The 19899-nt window shown below is 58.5% G+C and carries 11 protein-coding genes; 7 read left to right on the top strand and 4 right to left on the bottom strand.

Translation table 11 applies throughout. The annotated features are described in order from the left end of the window. Nucleotides 1-9: 9 nt before the first annotated feature. Both ACQR3R_RS24085 and ACQR3R_RS24080 read right to left on the bottom strand, forming a co-directional pair. A complete protein-coding gene (locus tag ACQR3R_RS24085; RefSeq protein ID WP_428276095.1) occupies nucleotides 10-1752 on the bottom strand; it encodes a potassium/proton antiporter in 1743 nt (580 codons plus the stop codon). A 275-nt stretch (nucleotides 1753-2027) separates the two neighbouring features. Next, on the bottom strand, nucleotides 2028-3653 hold the full coding sequence (locus ACQR3R_RS24080) for a methyl-accepting chemotaxis protein (RefSeq protein ID WP_428276093.1): 1626 nt from the start codon (nucleotides 3651-3653) through the stop codon (nucleotides 2028-2030). Between the two features lie 274 nt (nucleotides 3654-3927). Here ACQR3R_RS24080 and ACQR3R_RS24075 point away from each other — a divergent pair, with 274 nt between their 5' ends. From ACQR3R_RS24075 to ACQR3R_RS24065, 3 genes are all read left to right on the top strand, one after another. Beyond that, nucleotides 3928-4158: a hypothetical protein gene (locus ACQR3R_RS24075; protein WP_428276091.1), complete on the top strand. Its 231-nt coding sequence runs from the start codon at nucleotides 3928-3930 to the stop codon at nucleotides 4156-4158. Next, complete coding sequence (locus ACQR3R_RS24070) at nucleotides 4155-4457, top strand: cell division protein ZapA (protein ID WP_428276089.1); 303 nt, start codon at nucleotides 4155-4157, stop codon at nucleotides 4455-4457. Before ACQR3R_RS24075 ends, ACQR3R_RS24070 begins: the two co-directional genes overlap by 4 nt. A 101-nt stretch (nucleotides 4458-4558) precedes the next feature. After that, nucleotides 4559-6505, top strand: a complete 1947-nt coding sequence (locus ACQR3R_RS24065; RefSeq protein WP_428276087.1) for a methyl-accepting chemotaxis protein — start codon at nucleotides 4559-4561, stop codon at nucleotides 6503-6505. Nucleotides 6506-6621: 116 nt separating this feature from the next. On the opposite strand, the gene ACQR3R_RS24060 is transcribed toward ACQR3R_RS24065, so the two are convergent. Further along, on the bottom strand, nucleotides 6622-8424 hold the full coding sequence (locus ACQR3R_RS24060) for an acyl-CoA dehydrogenase C-terminal domain-containing protein (protein WP_428276085.1): 1803 nt from the start codon (nucleotides 8422-8424) through the stop codon (nucleotides 6622-6624). A gap of 260 nt (nucleotides 8425-8684) precedes the next feature. Beyond that, nucleotides 8685-12635 carry a trifunctional transcriptional regulator/proline dehydrogenase/L-glutamate gamma-semialdehyde dehydrogenase gene (putA, locus tag ACQR3R_RS24055; RefSeq protein WP_428276083.1) on the bottom strand — a complete coding sequence of 1317 codons (3951 nt, stop codon included), beginning with the start codon at nucleotides 12633-12635 and terminating at the stop codon, nucleotides 8685-8687. Between the two features lie 394 nt (nucleotides 12636-13029). On the opposite strand from putA, the gene putP reads away from it, so the two are divergent. The 4 genes from putP to ACQR3R_RS24035 all read left to right on the top strand — a co-directional run. Beyond that, nucleotides 13030-14514 carry a sodium/proline symporter PutP gene (putP, locus tag ACQR3R_RS24050; protein ID WP_428276081.1) on the top strand — a complete coding sequence of 495 codons (1485 nt, stop codon included), beginning with the start codon at nucleotides 13030-13032 and terminating at the stop codon, nucleotides 14512-14514. Between the two features lie 254 nt (nucleotides 14515-14768). Further along, nucleotides 14769-16760 carry a type VI secretion system tip protein TssI/VgrG gene (locus tag ACQR3R_RS24045; RefSeq protein WP_428276079.1) on the top strand — a complete coding sequence of 664 codons (1992 nt, stop codon included), beginning with the start codon at nucleotides 14769-14771 and terminating at the stop codon, nucleotides 16758-16760. Next, nucleotides 16750-17487 carry a DUF4123 domain-containing protein gene (locus ACQR3R_RS24040; protein WP_428276077.1) on the top strand — a complete coding sequence of 246 codons (738 nt, stop codon included), beginning with the start codon at nucleotides 16750-16752 and terminating at the stop codon, nucleotides 17485-17487. The genes ACQR3R_RS24045 and ACQR3R_RS24040 overlap by 11 nt, the downstream gene beginning before the upstream one ends. Continuing rightward, nucleotides 17487-19899, top strand: a 2413-nt coding sequence (locus ACQR3R_RS24035) for a DUF6531 domain-containing protein (protein WP_428276075.1), incomplete at its 3' end; no start/stop codon positions are given. The genes ACQR3R_RS24040 and ACQR3R_RS24035, both read left to right, overlap by 1 nt.

Genomic DNA, 19899 nt, shown 5'->3' with positions numbered 1-19899 from the left:
GAATGGAGTTTAGAGGAACAAACCCGGACCCGGGCGACTTCCTTCGGGGAATCTGACGCCCACTTTGCCAATCTTGTTCCCGTCCATGACCGCAACAGTCCAGATGGTGTTGTTCCACTCCACCTGGTCGCCGACCACTGGTGCGCCACCCACTTTCTGCGCAATAAAACGGGCCAGGGACATGTCCGGATCGATGCCTTCGACTTTCAACCCATACAGCGCCGCAACCGCAGCCAGCTGGGCATCGCCTTCGAGTACGAAGTCGCCGAAAAAGCGCAAATCCAGACCTCTTTGCGGTGCTTGGCTGAAGAGTTTTCCGAGGGCTGGAAGGTTGTGTTCATGGCCGATTACACACAGTAAATCGTCGACCTCCAGCACTGTACTACCCGACGGATGGAGCAGTTGTTGGCCACGAAACAGGGCCGCGATGCGGGTGCCTTCAGGCATTTTCAGTTCGCGCAGTGGCGAGCCGATACACCATTTTTCGGCACCCAGGCGATAAACGAACAACTCCCACTCACTGGTGACATGCACTTCCAGCGCCGCACGTGAGATCGGTGCCGGCTCAGGCGGAACGGTCACCTTCAATAACTTCGCGACCCACGGCAGGCTCGTGCCCTGCACCAACAGCGACACCAGCACGATAAAGAAGGCGAGGTTGAAGTAGAGCTGGGCATGCGGCAGCCCGGCCATCAATGGGAACACCGCCAGAATAATCGGGACCGCGCCACGTAAGCCTACCCAGGAAATGAACGCCTTCTCGCGACCGTGAAATGCCTTGAAGGGCAGCAGGCCGACCATCACTGACAGTGGCCGCGCAAACAGAATCATCCACAACGCCAGGCCGAGAGCAGGCAGGGCGATGGGCAGCAAGTCATGCGGCGTCACCAGCAGGCCAAGCACCAGGAACATGCCGATCTGTGCCAGCCAGGCCATGCCGTCCAGCATGTGCAAAATGCCATGGCGGCTGCGCACTGGCCGGTTGCCGATTACCAGGCCGCATAAGTACACCGCGAGGAAGCCGCTGCCATGCAGGGCGTTGGTCAGTGCAAACACCAGCAGGCCGCCGGCGATGACCAGGATCGGATACAGGCCGGTGGCCAGATTGATCCGGTTTACCAGTTGCAGCATGACCCAGCCGCCACCCAGCCCTATCGCGCCACCGATGCCGAATTCGCGCACCAGGTGCCCGAGCAGGTTCCAGTGCAGGCCGGTTTCGCCACTGGCGAGCATGTCGATCAGTGTGACAGTGAGAAACACCGCCATCGGGTCGTTGCTGCCGGATTCAATCTCGAGGCTGGCGGTTACCCGTTCGTTCAGACCCTTGCCGCCGAGCAGCGAGAACACGGCAGCGGCGTCGGTCGAGCCGACGATGGCGCCGATCAACAGGCCCTGGATCATGTTCAGATCGAACAGCCAGGCAGCCGCCATGCCGGTCAACCCGGTGGTGATCAACACCCCGACGGTTGCGAGCGACAGCGCTGGCCACAAGGCCACGCGGAAACTTGAAACCCGGGTCCGCAAGCCACCGTCGAGCAGGATGACCGCCAGCGCCAGGTTGCCGACCAGATAAGCCGTTGGGTAATTATCGAAAACAATGCCGCCGCCATCGACGCCGGCCGCCATACCCACGGCCAGAATAATCACCAGGATCGGGATGCCGAGGCGCGACGAAAGTGAGCTCACCAGAATGCTCGCACCTACCAGCAACGCGCCGATCAAGAACAGGCTGTTGATGGTCGTCGCATTCAAAGGCAGTACTCCAGAAAGCTGAAAGGCGGGCGCAAACTGACCATGCAGTCTGCGTGCCAGCGATTCTAACCTGTTGAATTGTGATGCTGTCAAAAAGCTTTTGCGTTACCGAGTCTGAAGCTATTCCTGTGGCGAGGGAGCTTGCTCGCGCTGGGTCGCGCAGCGACACCAAAACCCCCAGCGGGGTGATTCAGCCTCAAAACGCCAAGGCACTGGACGACTGCTTCGCAGCCGAACGGGAGCAAGCTCCCTCGCCACAGAGGTTGTGTTGTTGCTTACAGGCTAAACCGCCCAACCATGTTGTTCAGGTCCACGGCCAACCGCGACAGTTCATTGCTCGCCGCGCTCGTCTGGTTGGCGCCGGTCGCGGATTGCACCGACAGATCACGAATGTTCACCAGGTTGCGATCCACTTCGCGGGCCACTTGCGCCTGCTCTTCTGCTGCGCTGGCGATCACCAGGTTGCGTTCGTTGATCTCCACGATGGCACTGTTGATCGTGTCCAGCGACAGACCGGCACCGCGCGCTATATTCAGCGTCGACTCTGCGCGCTCGGTGCTGTTGCGCATCGAATCCACTGCGTGCTCGGTGCCGCTCTGGATGCTGCCGATCATGCGCTCGATCTCGCTGGTCGACTGTTGAGTGCGATGCGCCAACGCACGTACTTCGTCTGCGACCACGGCAAACCCGCGACCGGCTTCACCCGCTCGCGCCGCCTCAATGGCTGCGTTCAGCGCCAACAAATTGGTCTGGTCGGCCAAGCCCCGAATAACGTCCAGCACTTTGCCGATGTCACGGGATTCGTTCGCCAACTCACCGATCAAAGCGGCAGTGCTCTGCACATCGGTGCTCATGCGTTCGATGGCGCTGACGGTTTCCTGCACCAGGTCGCGACCATCGCCCGCCGAGGTGGTGGCATTCTTCGAGGCTTCGGAGGTGCTCACCGCATTGCGCGCAACTTCTTCCACCGCACTGGTCATTTCGTTGACAGCCGTTGCGGCCTGTTCGATTTCGTTGTTTTGCTGAGTCAGGCCGCGGGCGCTTTCATCGGTGACGCTGTTGAGTTCTTCGGCTGCCGATGCGAGTTGCGTGGCCGAGCCGGAAATCCGCTGCAGGGTGTCACGCAGTTTTTCCTGCATTTTCGACATGGCCAACAGCAAACGGCCCGCTTCGTCCTGACCATCAACCGTTATCGGACGCGTGAGGTTGCCTTCGGCAATGCCTTCTGCGGCGTTCAAGGCGTTGGCGATAGGTTTGGTAATGCTGGTGGTCAGCAACCAGGCGAATAGCAGGGTCAGGCCAGTGGCCAAAACCAACAGCGCCACCACCAGGTTGAAGGCCTGAGAATACTGGTCGGCCGCTTGCTGATTGGTTTCTTCGATCTGTTGGGTGTTGATCTCCAGCAGTTTCGCGAGCGCTGTGTTGACTGCTTCGGAATTGGCGAGCAACTCGGTGTTGAGCAATTTGCTCAGCTCATCAAGCTGATTGTTGCGCGACAGTGTCTTCATCCGGTCTTCGATCTGGCGGTACTGCGCCAGCAACTGAATGTACTGCTCGTAAGCGGCACGTTCTTTCGGGCCGTCGATCAGCGGTTCGTAGGTTTTCTGGGCATCGCGAATCTGTTGATTGCGCGCATCAAACAGCTCCATGGTTTTCTGCTGCACATCGGGTTCACGGTTGATCAGCAAACGGTACGACAGCACCCGCAGGCGCAGGGTCAGCTGGGTGAACTCATCGAGGCTTTTGATGCTTGGCACGCTGGCGTTGGCGATGTCTTCACCTGCTGCGCGGATTTTGCTCATCTGGTTCAAGGCAAAGACACCCAGAACCAACATCAAGCCGCCAATCAGGGCGAAGCCGAGGAATGCCCGCGGTGCGATATTCATATTACGAAGGGACATGGTGTTTACCGAAAATAGCGCATCCGTGCGGGACTGAACTGACGTATGCATGCCTTATCGGTCGTACGACTAAAGTCTTGAGTGGCTGTGCGTATTTGTCGCACAAGGCGTGGGGCGACGAAGTGCAGGAACCAGATCCACATGTCACAGTCTTTAAAGCTCGCGAGGAAGGTCGTCCGCCAGGAAAATCAAGGCCTTGCGCCTGAATAACCCTGGCATCCGTGGTGACTTTTCTTTATCGTACGCGCCCTTTGAAAATGCTTGGAAAATCAAAATGTTGGAAGCATCCCTCAGCCAATTGGAACAACTGGTCAGCGACCTGGTGCTACAGAACCAGAACCTGCTCGGCATTAACCAGACCCTCAGTGCAGAACTGGCCCAGGCCAAGGATGAAAACGAAAGCCTGCAATTGAACCTGATGGAGCAGGAAGAGAAACAAGGCGCCACTGCTGCACGCATTCAGGCCCTGGTTGAGCGCGTCAGCGCCGGCCCGGTCAGCGCATGAATCAAGGCGCCGCAGGGGTAAAAGTCGTCTCGATCCTGGGGGAGGACTATTCGATCAAGGCGCCGGCCGGGGAAGAGCAAACCCTGCTGGACGCTGCAATGATGTTGAAGGCCGCTTTGGCCGACACCAAAAGGAAGTACCCGACGCTGATCGGTGACCGCTTGCTGGTGCTGGCGGCAATGAATCTGTGCTCGCAGCAGATCGAAATGCAAAAGCAGCACACGCTCGAACTCAACCGTTACCAAGAGCAAGTCAGCGCCACGGTTGAAGTGATCTCCAAGACGATCAATCAGGCCTGATCGCCTTTGCGCACAACCAAAGAATAAAATTGTCGATTTAGTTGTATACAATCGGCACGGCTGTTGCAGTGTTTCAGCCTCTTATTCTTTGGGGGTGTTCCATGCAGTTCTGGCGGCGCAGTATCCAGTGGCAGTTGATCCTGAGTATGGGCAGCGCCCTGTTGGTCAGTATCCTGATCGTGGTTGGCATTTATACCCTCGTGGTCAACCGTCTCGCCCAGAGTTACCTGGTCGAGCAGGCTCTGCCGTCGAGCATCGAAGCGATGCGCAACGACATCGAGCGAATCCTCGTTCAACCGCTCACCGCCGCGAAGGACATCGCCAGTAACAGCATGGTGCGCGACTGGCTGGCCGGGGGCGAAAACAGTGCCCAGACCGAGAGTTTCGTGACCTACCTGGAAGGGGTTCGGGCGGAGCACAAAGCATTTACGGCACTGATCGTTGGCGCCGCCTCCAGTCATTACTTCACCGAAAAAGGCCTGGACCGCACCCTCAGCCGCTCTAACCCGGCTGATGCCTGGTTTTATTCGTTCCTCGACAGTCACCAGCAACGCACGCTCAACATCGACAATGACACCGCAACGGGAGAACTGGCGCTGTTCATCGACCTTAAAGTCGAGCAGGCCGGCAAAGTCGTGGGCGTCGCCGGGCTAGGCCTGAGCATGAAAGAGTTGTCTGAGCTGATTCACAACTTCAGCTTCGGTGAGCGCGGCAAGGTCTATCTCGTGCGTTCCGATGGGTTGATCCAGGTTCATCCTGAGGCGCAATACAGTGGCAAACGGACCTTGGCCGAGCAAATTGGCGCACCGGCGGCGCAAGCCGTCATGGGGCAGCTCTCTACCTCCAAAGCGTCCGCCAGCAGCTTTACCCGCGATGGCGAAGATTATCTGGCGCTGAGCCTGCCGCTAAGGGATCTGGGTTGGACATTGGTGGCCGAAGTACCACAGTCGCAGATCTACGCCGAGGCCCGTCGCGCCATGTGGATGAGCAGCGGCATTGGCTTGGCGGTAGCATTGGTGTGCCTGTTGCTGGTGGTGCTGCTGGCTCGCGGACTGGTACGACCGATTCGTCAGGTAACAGCAGCGCTGGTAGCCATCGGTAGCGGTGGGGGAGATTTGACCCACAGGTTAGATTCCAGTCGTGCCGATGAGCTGGGTGATCTTGCGCGCGGCTTCAATCGGTTTCTGGAAAATCAGCGTGAGATGATCGGCGAGGTGCTGACCACCAGCGAGCGTTTGCGCACCGCTGTCGGTCAAGTGGCGAAGGTGGTGGACAACACCGCCGAGCGTTCAGGACGCCAGCAGGAAATGACCGACATGGTCGCCACCGCTGTCCACGAAATGGGCCTGACCGTACAGGAAATCGCGCAAAACGCCGGTAACGCAGCCGTAGCGTCGCAAAGCGCTCGCGATGAGGCCATGCAAGCGCGAGAAGTGGTCGGCGGATCGATTCGGCATATCGAAAGCATGTCCTGCGAGATCGGCCTCGCCGCTACGGCGGTGGGTGAGCTGGCCAATCAGGTCGCGTCGATCGATCAAGTGTTGGCAGTGATCCGCGGTATTTCCGAGCAGACCAATTTACTGGCGCTGAACGCGGCTATCGAGGCCGCGCGAGCCGGGGACATGGGCCGAGGGTTCGCAGTGGTGGCAGATGAAGTGCGAACCTTGGCGCGACGGACGCAGTCGTCAACTGACGAAATTCAACAAATGATCGGCAGCCTCAAGCAAGGCGCCGAAAATGCAGTGTCATCGATGCACAGCGGGCAGGCGGCGACCGGCACCGGTGTCGAGTCGAGCCAGCGCACTGGAGCATCGTTGACGGCAATTACCGGGCAGGTGGAGCGCATCAGCGACATGAACCACCAGGTGGCGACGGCAACGGAAGAACAGTCGGCGGTCACCGAGGAGATCAACCGCAACGTTCAGGGGATTTCCGATCTGGCCCGTGCAACGGCAGGGGAAGTCAGGGCGTGCCGTGAAGATTGCCAGACGTTGCAGCGACTGGCGGATGACCTGGCGCGGCAGATGGGTAGTTTCAAACTGAGTTGATGCGTGGTCAGTGCCGACGCCTTCGCGAGCAAGCCCGCTCCCACACTGGAAAGCATTTCGAATGTGGGAGGCTCGCTCGCTCGCGAATGGATTTAAGAAGCATCACAAGGCTTTAGTTAAAACCATTCATCCTGCATCCCAAGGCACACATCATCGCGTGCCTCAAGGATAGCCAGCTCATGATGGCAACCCGGTACCTCCCACGTCAGGAAGTACCGCGCCGCCTGCAGCTTGCCTTTATAAAAGCTCACATCCGCCGTGTTGCCCTTGACCAAGCCTTGCTCGGCACGAATTGCCTGCTCCAGCCAGCGCCAGCCAATCACCGTATGCCCAAACACTTTCAGGTACAGCGCCGAGTTCGCCAGGCTGCTATTGACCTTGCCTTGGCCCAGATCCGTCAGCAAACCGATAGTCACCGTTTGCAGGCGCGCCACCAGTTTTTCCAGCGGCTCACGTAACGCGGTAAGTGATTCAAAGGCCTGCGCCCGCTCTGCAGTATTGGCAATCAGGCGGATCAACTGCTTGAGCCCGGCGCCACCGTTCTGCGCCAGTTTGCGCCCCAGTAAATCCAGCGACTGAATGCCGTGCGTGCCCTCATGAATCGGGTTCAGACGGTTGTCGCGGTAATACTGCTCCACCGGATATTCACGGGTATAACCGTGCCCGCCAAGAATCTGGATCGCCAGTTCGTTCGCTTTCAGGCAGAACTCCGACGGCCAGGATTTGACGATTGGCGTCAGCAAATCCAGCAATTCATGCGCCTGTTTACGCTCGGCTTCGGTCTCAAGCGTCGTGGTGTCATCGAACAGCCGTGCAGCGTAAAGCCCAAGGTCGAAGGAGCCTTCAACGTAGGCCTTTTGCGTCAGCAACATGCGTTTTACATCGGCGTGCTGAATGATCGCTACTGGCGAGGTGTTCGGGTCTTTGCTGTCCGGCACCCGGCCCTGCGGACGCTCGCGGGCGTACTCCAGCGAATACAGATAACCGGCATAACCGAGCATCACTGCGCCCATGCCAACACCGATTCGGGCCTCGTTCATCATCTGGAACATGTAGCTCAAACCTTGGTGCGGTTTGCCTACCAGATACCCGATGCATTCGCCGTTGTCGCCGAAGTTCAGTGCCGTGGACGTCGTGCCGCGCCAGCCCATTTTGTGGAACAGGCCCGCGAGCAATACGTCGTTGCGTTTGCCGAGACTGCCATCATCGTTGACCAGGAACTTGGGCACGATAAACAACGAAATGCCCTTAACCCCTGCCGGTGCATCGGGCAGCTTCGCCAGCACCATGTGCACAATGTTTTCCGACAGCGAATGATCGCCACCCGAGATAAAAATCTTGTTGCCTTTAAGCCGATACGTGCCGTCAGGTGCAGGCTCTGCGCGGGTGCGGATATCCGACAGTGATGAACCCGCATGCGGTTCGGTCAACGCCATGGTGCCGAAGAAACGGCCATCAATCATCGGCTGCAGGAAGCGCTGCTTCTGTTCTTGCGTGCCAAAGCTTTCAATCAGGTTCGCCGCACCCATTGTCAGGAACGGATAGGAAGTGGACGCCGCGTTGGCTGATTGAAAGTGTGCAAAACACGCCTGGGACAACAGCGTAGGAAGCTGCATTCCACCCGCTTCGAAACTGCGCGCAGCATTCAAGAAACCAGCCTCAAGAAACGCATCCACCGCCGGTTTCACTTCCGGAATCAGAATCGCTTGACCGTCCTCGTAGCGCGGTTCGTTCTCGTCACCCTTGCGGTTATGGGGGGCGAAAAACTTCTCCGCGATGCTACGGGCAGTGCCAATCGCCGCATCGAATGTCTCGCGATTGTGCTCGGCGAATCGCTCACGCTGGGTCAAGCCCTCGGCATCAAGAACTTCATACAGCTCGAAAGCCAGATTGCGGGAACTGAGCAGCGTCTCGGACATGGCGGCCTACCTTGGTTTGGAATAAACCGAGTCTAGGCGTGCTGACAGCGAGGTGAACAGCATGATTGATGGCGGTGATGGTGCAGCCGAGCGGCGACTTTACTGGCACCACAAAACAAATGTGGGAACGAGCTTGCTCACGATAGCGGCGGCACACCTTCAAAAAGGATGTGACTGATAAATCGCTATCGCGAGCAGGCTCGCTCCCACAGTGTTTTGCATTTCAGGCACCCATCGCGGGTGCCTGGTCTTGTTACGGTTTAACCAATAGTCATCAAACTCGCATTACCACCCGCTGCAGCGGTGTTAACGCTCAGTGCGCGTTCAATCACCAACCGTTCCAGGGCGATGTTGGTTTCGCCTTGTGACAGACCCTGAACCCCGACGATTGCCCCGGCACGCTTAGCCACTTCTTGGCACACCGCGCGCAGTTGATCGGAGTGGCCGTGATGCAGGACTGCATCGAACACCACTTCGTCTTTGTTCCAGTCGGAAATCAGTTTGATCCGTGCCTGAATTTCCTTTGGCAAACGTGCGAACACGGCTTTGGTCAAGTCCGCTTCCGGCCACACGGCCGAGCCACCGACTGCCAGCACTGCCGCCAATTGCGTCAGCAGGTCGCCTTCGACTTCCGCCAGGCACAGCACGTGTTCACGCGGCAGGATTGCATAGCTGTTGCGCTCGCCGGTTGGGCCAGCCAGTACACGAGTGATCCCGCTTTGCGATTGCGTGGCGAACTGTGCGCACAAAGCGCTCAGGTCACTGAGTTTGTTGCTGTCGGCCCAGGTTTGCAGCGCTGTCAGCGGTTTGCTCATGGCGTCACGCAGACGAACGTCCGGTGCGGCGATTGCGTCACCGCGAGCGAAGGATTGTTCGATTGCATCAGTAGGACGTGTCGACAGCAAGCGGTACAGGTACAACGGACCACCTGCTTTCGGACCCGTACCCGACAGGCCTTCGCCGCCGAACGGTTGCACGCCGACCACTGCGCCGACGATGTTGCGATTGACGTAGACGTTACCGGCATTGACGTTGTCGATCACCTTGGCGATGGTCTCGTCGATGCGGGTATGCACGCCCAGCGTCAGGCCGTAGCCGGAAGCGTTGATCTGGCCGATCAATTGATCGATGTCCCGGCGCTTGTAGCGAACCACGTGCAGCACCGGACCGAAGATCTCGCGTTGCAGTTCATCGAAGCTTTCCAGCTCGATCAGCGTCGGTATCACGAAGGTGCCGCGTTTGACTTCTTCGGCGTCGGCGATAGCCACCTGGTACACGCTGCGACCTTTGTCGCGCATGGCCTGGATGTGCTTCTCGATGCCTGCCTTGGCTTCGGCGTCGATCACCGGGCCGATGTCGACAGACAGACGCTCAGGGTTACCGAGACGGCATTCAGCCATGGCGCCTTTGAGCATTTCGATGACGCGGTCTGCGGAATCTTCCTGCAAGCACAGCACGCGCAGTGCCGAGCAACGTTGGCCAGCGCTATCGAATGCCGAGGAAACGACGTCGATCACAACTTGTTCGGTCAGTGCTGAAGAGTCGACGATCATCGCGTTCTGGCCACCCGTTTCGGCGATCAGCGGGATCGGACGACCTTGTGCATCCAAGCGGCCGGCGACGTTGCGTTGCAGCAAACGAGCGACTTCGGTGGAGCCGGTAAACATCACGCCTTTGACCCGATCGTCACCGACCAAGCGTGCGCCGACGGTTTCGCCGCGGCCCGGCAGCAGTTGCAGCACGCCTTCAGGAATCCCTGCTTCGAGCAGCAAACGCACCGCCTGAGCAGCGACCAGTGGGGTTTGTTCGGCAGGTTTGGCGAGTACCGGGTTGCCGGCGGCCAATGCCGCAGCTACTTGACCGCTGAAGATTGCGAGCGGGAAGTTCCACGGGCTGATACAAACCACCGGGCCCAATGGACGATGAGCGTCGTTGGTGAAATCGTTGCGGGCCTGCACCGCGTAGTAACGCAGGAAGTCCACCGCTTCACGTACCTCGGCGATGGCGTTGGCGAAGGTCTTGCCGGCTTCGCGAGCCAACAGGCCCATCAGCGGTTGAATTTCGCCTTCCATCAAATCGGCGGCGCGCTCCAGAATCGCGGCGCGTTCGGCCGGCGGCGTGGCCTGCCAGATCGGCGCAGCTTTCAATGCGCACTGAATAGCGTTGTCGACGTCTTCGACAGTTGCTTCCTGTACGTGGCCGACCACGTCCCGCAAGTCGGACGGGTTGAGCACCGGCGCAGGTGCTTCAGTACTGGAGGCGCAACCCAGCATTGGCGCAGCTTTCCAACTGTTGTGCGCGCTGGCCAGCAGGGCGCAGGACAGCGAAGCCAAACGGTGTTCGTTGGCCATGTCGATGCCGCTGGAGTTGGCGCGCTCGGCACCATAAAGGTCGCGCGGCAGCGGGATGCGCGGATGCGGCAGACCGAAGCCACCTTCCGCCGTCGCCATTTTCTCGATACTGGCCACTGGATCGGCGACCAACGCTTGAATCGAAATCGACTGGTCGGCGATCTGATTGACGAACGAAGTGTTCGCGCCATTTTCCAGCAGGCGACGCACCAGGTAAGCCAGAAGCGTTTCATGAGTTCCGACCGGTGCGTACACGCGGCACGGACGGTTCAATTTGCCTTCGGAAACTTTACCTACAACCTGTTCGTACAGCGGTTCGCCCATGCCGTGCAGGCATTGGAACTCGTACTGGCCGGGGTAATAGTTCTGCCCTGCAATGTGATAGATAGCCGACAAGGTGTGCGCATTGTGCGTGGCGAATTGCGGGTAGATGACTTCCGGCACCGACAGCAGTTTGCGGGCGCAGGCGATGTAGGAAACGTCGGTGTACACCTTGCGGGTATAGACCGGATAGCCTTCCAGGCCTTCAACCTGAGCACGCTTTATTTCGCTGTCCCAGTACGCGCCTTTTACCAGTCGGATCATCAGGCGATGACGACTGCGACGAGCCAGGTCGATCACGTAGTCGATGACGTACGGGCAACGTTTCTGGTAAGCCTGGATCACAAAACCGATGCCGTTCCAGCCGCTCAACTGCGGCTCGAAGCACAGGCGCTCCAGCAGATCCAGCGACAACTCGAGGCGGTCGGCTTCTTCGGCGTCGATGTTTAAACCAATGTCGTAGTGCTTGGCCAGCAAGGTCAGCGACAGCAGGCGCGGGTACAACTCGTCCATCACGCGCTCGTACTGCGCACGGCTGTAACGCGGGTGCAGTGCCGAAAGTTTGATGGAAATGCCCGGGCCTTCATAAATCCCACGACCGTGCGACGCTTTGCCGATGGAGTGGATGGCTTGCTCGTACGAGGCCAGGTACTTCTGGGCGTCGTGCTCGGTGAGTGCGGCTTCACCCAGCATGTCGTAGGAGTAGCGGAAGCCCTTGGCTTCGAACTTGCTGGCGTTGGCCAGGGCTTCGGCGATGGTTTCGCCAGTGACGAACTGCTCGCCCATCAAGCGCATGGCCATGTCGACACCCTTGCGGATCATCGGCTCGCCGCTTTTGCCAATGATGCGGCTCAGGGAGGATGTGAGGCCGGCTTCGTTGTGGGTGGCGACCAATTTACCGGTCAGCAACAAGCCCCAAGTGGCAGCGTTGACGAACAGCGATGGGCTGTTGCCCAAATGTGGGTGCCAGTTGCCGGTGCTGATCTTGTCGCGAATCAGCGCATCGCGAGTGCCTTTGTCCGGGATGCGCAGCAGCGCTTCGGCCAGGCACATCAGTGCCACGCCTTCTTGGGAAGAAAGGGAAAATTCTTGCAGCAGGCCCTGAACAATTCCTGCACGGCCGCCGGCGCTTTTCTGATTGCGCAATTTATCGGCAATAGAGGAGGCGAGCTTGTTGGTGGCCTCAGCCATCGCTGCTGGCAGTCGGGCCTGCTCCATCAGCATCGGTACCACTTCAGGTTCCGGACGACGATAGGCCGCCGTGATCGAAGCGCGAAGAACCGATTGCGGCAGGATGCTTTCTGCAAATTCCAGGAAGCATTGATGGGAATGTTCCTGTGGCGCATCGGCTACATCGTCAGCATCCTTGGCCAAACCGTTCAGTTCGGTCAGGGTTGCACCACCCTCGAGTTTTTCCAGGTAATTGAAAATTGCCTGTTTGATCAACCAGTGCGGTGTGCGATCGATCGAGGACGCGGCAGCCTTGAGGCGCTCGCGGGTGGGGTCGTCAAGTTTGACCCCGAGGGTGGTAGTCGCCATATTTTTATCCTCATGTTTGCCACGATGGCGTGGCATCAGCTGGCAGCAAGATTAGCTGGGCAATCTCAGAGGTGCAACCTGGTGCAACCCTTTTTTGTAGGAATAATCGGCAGGTGATCAAGAAATAAATTCTGTTTTAAACGCAGTGCACCTGAAGTGCGCTTTTACTGACAGGTAAATGGCATGACTGCCCTAAAAGGGCGCGAAAAATCGCCTTTTTGACCTAAATTATTTCAGGTGCAACTTATTATCGAGAAATGGGTTGCACCTCATTTGCATTGTTGAATAGGATTCGCGCCCTAAGGTGCAACCGTCTTGAGAATGGGTGCATCGGCTGATGGCTTTCCTGGGGAAACATCAGTCATACATAAAAACAAAGCCAGGGCGAACTCGAATGAGCGTTAGCAACCCAACACTGATCACGTTCGTGATCTACATCGCAGCAATGGTGCTGATTGGCTTAATGGCCTATCGCTCCACCAATAACCTGTCTGACTACATTCTGGGCGGCCGCAGTCTGGGCAGCGTTGTGACGGCACTGTCTGCCGGCGCTTCCGATATGAGCGGCTGGCTGCTGATGGGCTTACCGGGCGCTATCTATATGTCTGGCCTGTCCGAAAGCTGGATCGCCATCGGCCTGATCGTCGGTGCTTACCTGAACTGGCTATTCGTAGCTGGTCGTCTGCGCGTTCAAACCGAACACAACGGCGATGCCCTGACCCTGCCGGATTACTTCTCCAGCCGTTTCGAAGACAAAAGCGGTTTGCTGCGGATTATCTCTGCAGTCGTAATCCTGGTGTTCTTCACCATCTACTGTGCTTCCGGCATCGTCGCCGGTGCCCGTCTGTTCGAAAGCACTTTCGGTATGCCCTACGAGACCGCGTTGTGGGCGGGTGCTGCGGCGACGATTGCCTACACTTTCATCGGTGGTTTCCTGGCCGTGAGCTGGACCGATACCGTACAAGCCTCCCTCATGATCTTTGCGCTGTTGCTGACGCCGATCTTTGTATTGCTGGCCACTGGTGGTGTCGATACCACATTCCTGGCCATCGAGTCGCAAGACCCTAGCAACTTCGACATGTTGAAAAACACCACTTTTATCGGTGTGATTTCGTTGATGGGTTGGGGCTTGGGCTACTTCGGTCAGCCGCACATCCTCGCGCGTTTCATGGCAGCGGATTCGGTCAAGTCGATCGCCAAAGCACGTCGTATCTCCATGACCTGGATGATCGTGTGCCTGGGCGGGACCGTAGCGGTAGGTTTCTTCGGCATTGCGTACTTCGCGGCGCACCCGGAGGTAGCAGCACCTGTGACCGAGAACCCTGAGCGGGTTTTCATCGAACTGGCGAAAATCCTGTTCAACCCATGGATCGCCGGTGTGCTGCTGTCGGCCATTCTGGCCGCCGTAATGAGTACGTTGAGCTGCCAGTTGCTGGTGTGCTCGAGTGCGCTGACCGAAGACTTCTACAAAACCTTCCTGCGTAAATCCGCTTCCCAGGTTGAACTGGTGTGGGTCGGTCGCGCCATGGTGCTGTTGGTTGCCCTGATTGCAATCGCGTTGGCCGCAAATCCGGAAAACCGTGTCTTGGGTCTTGTCAGCTACGCTTGGGCCGGTTTCGGTGCAGCGTTTGGGCCGGTGGTTCTGATCTCGGTGATCTGGAAAGACATGACCCGCAACGGAGCACTGGCAGGCATTGTTGTTGGTGCAATCACCGTTATTGTCTGGAAACACTTCAACCTGCTGGGCCTGTACGAAATCATTCCAGGTTTCATCTTTGCCAGCCTGGCTATCTACTTCGTCAGCAAGCAGGGTAAACCGACAACGGGCATGCTTCAGCGTTTCGCTGCAGCCGAAGCGGACTTCCGTCTGAACAAGTGATGGAAATAGCCTGAGACTTTGTCTCATCGGCCACATGAAAAAGACTCGTCTCCTACTGGAGTCGGGTCTTTTTTTTGTCGGTATATCCCCCGAACTGGCAGTGGTTTTGAAGCAAATGTCTGTAGCAAAACATACCGATGCTTGCGGGAAAATTCGCTAAGAAACTGCGGGTAATCTGTTTTCCAGGTAGTCCCGTCAGTGCCCGTTATGCGTCATGCAGAATCGCCCGTCTTGAATCTGCAGAGACACATCGGATGTTTGCTCCTGCTAACCAACCGTACTTCAGCTTGGCCCTTGACGACGATCAGCATGAGCTCAAGGTGCTTGAGTTCACTGGCACGGAAGCTATCAGCCAGCCCTATCGTTTTGACCTCGAACTGGTCAGCGAGCGCCCGGACATAGCACTCGAAAGCCTTTTGCATCGTCAGGCTTTTCTCAGTTTCGATACCCAAGGCGCGGGTATTCATGGGCAAATTTATCGCGTCGGCCAAGGCGAAACATCGAAGCACCTGACGCGCTATCAGATCAGCCTGGTGCCACACCTGGCCTATCTTGATCAGCGCATCAATCAGCGAATCTTCCAGCACAAAAATGTGCCCGAAATTATTGAACAAATTCTCAAGGATCACGGCATCCTCGGCGATACGTTCAAGTTCGAGCTCGGCAGTCAGTACCTGGAGCGTGAGTACTGTGTGCAATACGCTGAAAGTGATTTGGCGTTCATACAGCGGCTGTGCTCAGAGCTCGGTATTCACTACCACTTTCAGCACAGCGCCGAACGGCATCTGTTGGTGTTCGGTGATGACCAGACGTTTTTCCCTCGTTTGGCCGAGCCGACACCCTATCGTTCTGGCAGCGCGATGGCCGTCGCCGAGCCAACGATCAAGCATTTCAACGTTCGCCTGGAAACCCGCGCCACCGCTGTCACCCGGCGCGACTACGACTTCCTGAAGCCGCGACTGAAACTCGAAGGCCGCGTTGACAACAAGCAGTTGCCCGGGCTGGAGGATTATCACTTTCCCGGTCAGTTCAGTGATCGCGAATACGGCAAGCAACTGGCGCAGAGAGCATTGGAACGCCACGCTGCAGACCACCGTCAGGCCGAGGGCCACAGTGACCAACCAGCGCTGATCACTGGCCATTTTTTATCGATTGAAGAACACCCTCGGCAGCAGTGGAACGACCTGTGGTTGATTACCCGGATCGAGCACCGTGGGCGTCAGCCGCAAGTACTTGAGGGGCTGGCCGCCAGCAACGGTGAGGACGATTTTCAAGGCTATTGCAATACGTTTCTGGCAACGCCATGGAACGTGATCTTTCGTCCGCCGCTGATCGAAAAACCGCACGTGCGAGGCTATCAATCCGCGGTAGTGACCGGTCCGCGAGACAGTGAAATCCACTGCGATGAGCACGGGCGGGTCAAGGTCCAGCTCGCCTGGGATCGAGAGGGCGAGGGCACTGATCGTTCCAGCTGCTGGCTGAGAGTGGCCAGCAGTTGGGCGCATGACGGCTACGGCGCCGCACTGATTCCAAGGGTCGGCATGGAAGTGTTGGTGGGCTTCGTCGATGCCGACGCCGACAAGCCGTTGATAATGGGCTGCTTGTCGAATGGTGCCAATTCGTCGGCACTCGACTTGCCGGCAGACAAAACCCGAAGCGTGCTGCGCAGCCAAAGCACACCGGCGAGTCCTGACGGTGCACGAGGCTATAACGAGCTGCGCATCGAAGATCGCAGAGGTGCAGAGGAAATCTACCTGCGTGCCCAGCGCGACTGGACTCAGTTGGTTCGGCACGACTTGAATGTGCAGGTTGATAACCATCGCAGCGTGGTGGTGGGTGGCGCTGATCGTAATGAGACTCGAGGTAATCGATGGGCCGAGCTCAAACAAAATGATCACCTGCATGTCAGCGGTGACCGGCACATCAGCGTAAACAATCAAGCCCTCAACGCCAGCCAGCAATTTCACGTCAGTGCCGGCGTGCAAGTGGTGATCGATGGCGGGGGAAGCGCCACCATTCAGGCGGGCGGGAACTGGATCAACATCGGTCCGGGCGGGATTTTCAGCAGTGTGCCGATAAAAAGCGGCGGCGCCCCGGTCAAGGCAATGACTGCCACGGTAGGCGCACCCGACAAACCTGTGGTGCCCCTCGCTTTACTGAGTTTTGCACAAGTTCTGAGCCTGAAAAGCGCTGCACCCTTTTGTGAAGAATGTGAGCGTTGCAAGGCAGGTCTCTGTGCAGTCTGAGCGCGTATCACCGCGGGCTTGGCTCGAAGGCCAGCCGCTTGAGTCAACCGAGCAATTGTTCGTTGTTTTCAGCAGCGCCAGTGCGGCTGAACCCTTCAATGTCTGGCGACGTTTGAACCCTTCACAAGCGCCTCACCCGATCTGGGCTGGCACCGCTTATGCCGAGTGGGAAGCGGTGATGCCGTATGTCGGTGTCGTCGCTGCCGGCAGCGAATTTCTGGATTGGGCGGCCAGCACCGAGGCTCCGGATTGGGGTTGGCTGGCGGTGTCTTCGGCAAGTCTTGAGGTGATGGTTGAGCACTTGCGCAGCCTTACCCAAGTGCTTTTGGCGAATGGTGACGTTGTTTTTTTCCGGTTTTGGGATGGGCGTTATTTACTGCCCATTCTTCAGGCTGACGAAGTCGACACCGCGCAGTTGATGCCAGTGATCGGGCGCTGCCTGATCAACGGCCAGGCGCTCGAACTCGGTGGTGCTGCGCTTGCGACGGGTAAAACTTTCCCTTGGTGGGAGGTCTCGCCAACGCTGCTGAAAACACTCGCTTGTGAGTCCATCGACACTCACGTCAACAACCTGCTGTTGTGGCTTGGTGAAGACCACCCGGACCTTTTCGAAGCGTTTTCCGGCAGCGTATTGCGCCACAAGATCGTGATGTTTCTGGGCGCCCCCGGCCTGCCTCAAGCACCGAAATCAGCGTTGGTGGATTACCTGATGGCGGAGCTGAACTGATGGACCAGATCACTCAAACCGAGCGTCACGACGACGCCTCCCGACAAGCGAAAAACCCTAACGACGACAGCACCGATTCCGCCCGTAACACCGCGACCGACAAATGCCCGGTGTCGATGGTCACCGGCGAAGAGCTGCTGACCCTGAACGACGGTGTGCTGGACGGCATCTTGGCGTTCGACTTCACCCGGCTCTATCGCAGCAGTGCCGTCGAGGTCGATTGCGGGCTCGGTTTCGGCTGGAGCCACAGCCTCTCGCACCGGTTGCACATCGATGGCGACGACGTCATCTGGACCGACCACGAAAACCGGCGCACCAGGTTTCCGATACCGAGTATCGAGCGCCCGGCCATCCACAACAGCCTGTCGCGAGCAGCGATTTACCTGGGTGATCAAGCAGAGGAATTGATCGTCGCCCAGGCCGGCGACGAGCCACGTTTTTATCACTTTATCAACGGCCAGCTCACGTCGATCAGCGACGCCTATGACAACCGCCTGAGCATCACCCGCGACCTTCAGGCGCGTATCCAGCGCCTCGACAACGGCGCCGGCCGCGCCTTGTTGTTGCGTTACGACCGCCGCCACCTGATCGCCGTCGACTACCAGCGTTTTGTTTCGGGCGCCGCCTTGCACCGTTCCTGGGTGACCGAGCAGACGCTGGTCCGCTATCGCTACGACGAACGCCAGCGACTGATCGAAGCCACCAACGCCGCCAACGAAAGCGAGCGCTACGACTATGACGATCAGCACGTCATCTTGCAGCGGCAACTGGCCGGTGGCGCGAGCTTCTTCTGGGAGTGGGAGCGCTCGGGCAAAGCGGCGCGCTGCGTCCGGCATTGGGCCTCGTTTTCGCAGATGCAGGCACGTTATGTCTGGGATGACGCGGGCACTGTCACGGTCGTCAACGCCGATGGCAGCGAAGAAACATATGCCCACGACGAGCGTGCGCGACTGGTGCGCAAGGTCGAGCCGGACGGCGGTGAACACCTCAAGGCGTATGACGATAACGGTCGGCTCACCGCCGAGCAGGACCCGCTGGGTGCCGTCACCGAATACCACTACGACGAAGTCGGCCGGCTCGTGGCGTTGTTGCCGCCAGAAAACGAACCGACCGCGTACGAGTACCGCAACGGCTTTTTGCATGCACGGTATCGCGGTCAAGCGGTGTGGACTTATCAGCGCAATGCGCAGGGCGATGTCACCGCCGCCACCGATCCACACGGCCATGTCACCCGTTATGCCTACGACGAAAAAGGTCAGTTGCTGTCGATTCGTCACCCGGACGAGAGCCGGCATGTGTTCGTGCGCAACGCACTTGGCCAGTTAGTCGAGGAAACGTTAGCAAACGGTGGCCAGCGGCAGTTTTCCTACGATGCGCTGGGGCGTCAGCTTACGCGTCAGGACGAACACGGTGCGGTCACGCTCTCCCACTGGGATGCCGTTGGCCGACTGCTGCAAAGCACATTGCCTGACGGCGCCCGTCGCACGTTCAGCTACAACGCCTACGGCCAACTCACCGCCGAGCGCGACGAACTGGACCGGGTCACGCGTTATGAATACGCCGACGATCTGCACCTGGTCAGTCGCCGGATCAACGCCGACGGCACACAACGGCGCTATCGCTATGACAACGCCCGACTGTTACTGACCGAAATCGAAAACGAGTCCGGCGAAAAATATCAACTGGACTACACGCCCAACGGCCTGATCCGACAGGAGTGCGGCTTCGACGGCCAACGCACCGCGTACCGCTACGACCTCAACGGCCACTTGCTGGAGAAAACCGAGTTCGGCGCTGACGACTCGCAACTCATCACCGGTTATGCCCGCGATTCGGCAGGGCGTTTGCGGGTCAAGACGCTGCCGGATGGGGTCAAGGTCGAGTATCGCTACGACAGCCTCGGACGGCTGATCAGCGTCGATGACGGCCAGGACCATCCGCTGGAATTTGAGTACGACGCCCAGGATCGGCTGATCACCGAGCACCAGGGCTGGGGTACGTTGCGCTACGGCTACGACGCCTGTGGCCAACTCAATCGCCTGCGCCTGCCGGACAACAGCACACTCGATTACCACCACGCCAGCGGTGGTGCGCTGACCGCCATCGACCTCAACGGCACGCGTCTCACCGGCCATCACTACGTGCTGGGCCGCGAGCAGCAACGCCAACAGGGTCAGTTGATCAGCCACTACCACCACGACGAACAGGGTCGGCTGCAAAGCCACGCGCTGAACCAGAAAAACCGCCCGCTGTACCTGCGCCATTACTGCTACGCGGCCAACGGCCACCTGGCCTCCATCGCCGACAGCCAGCACGGCCAGCGCAGCTATGACTACGACGCCGTCGACCGACTGACCCGCGTACACCACAGCCGCGACGCGCCACCAGAAAACTTCGCCCACGACCCGGCGG

Origin of the sequence: Gordonia sp. IEGM753, from assembly GCF_050321825.1 — a bacterium.
In the GTDB taxonomy this organism is placed as follows: Bacteria; Pseudomonadota; Gammaproteobacteria; order Pseudomonadales; family Pseudomonadaceae; genus Aquipseudomonas.
Note: the sequence above shows the minus strand (reverse complement) of the source record. Positions and strands in the feature narration are given on the sequence as shown.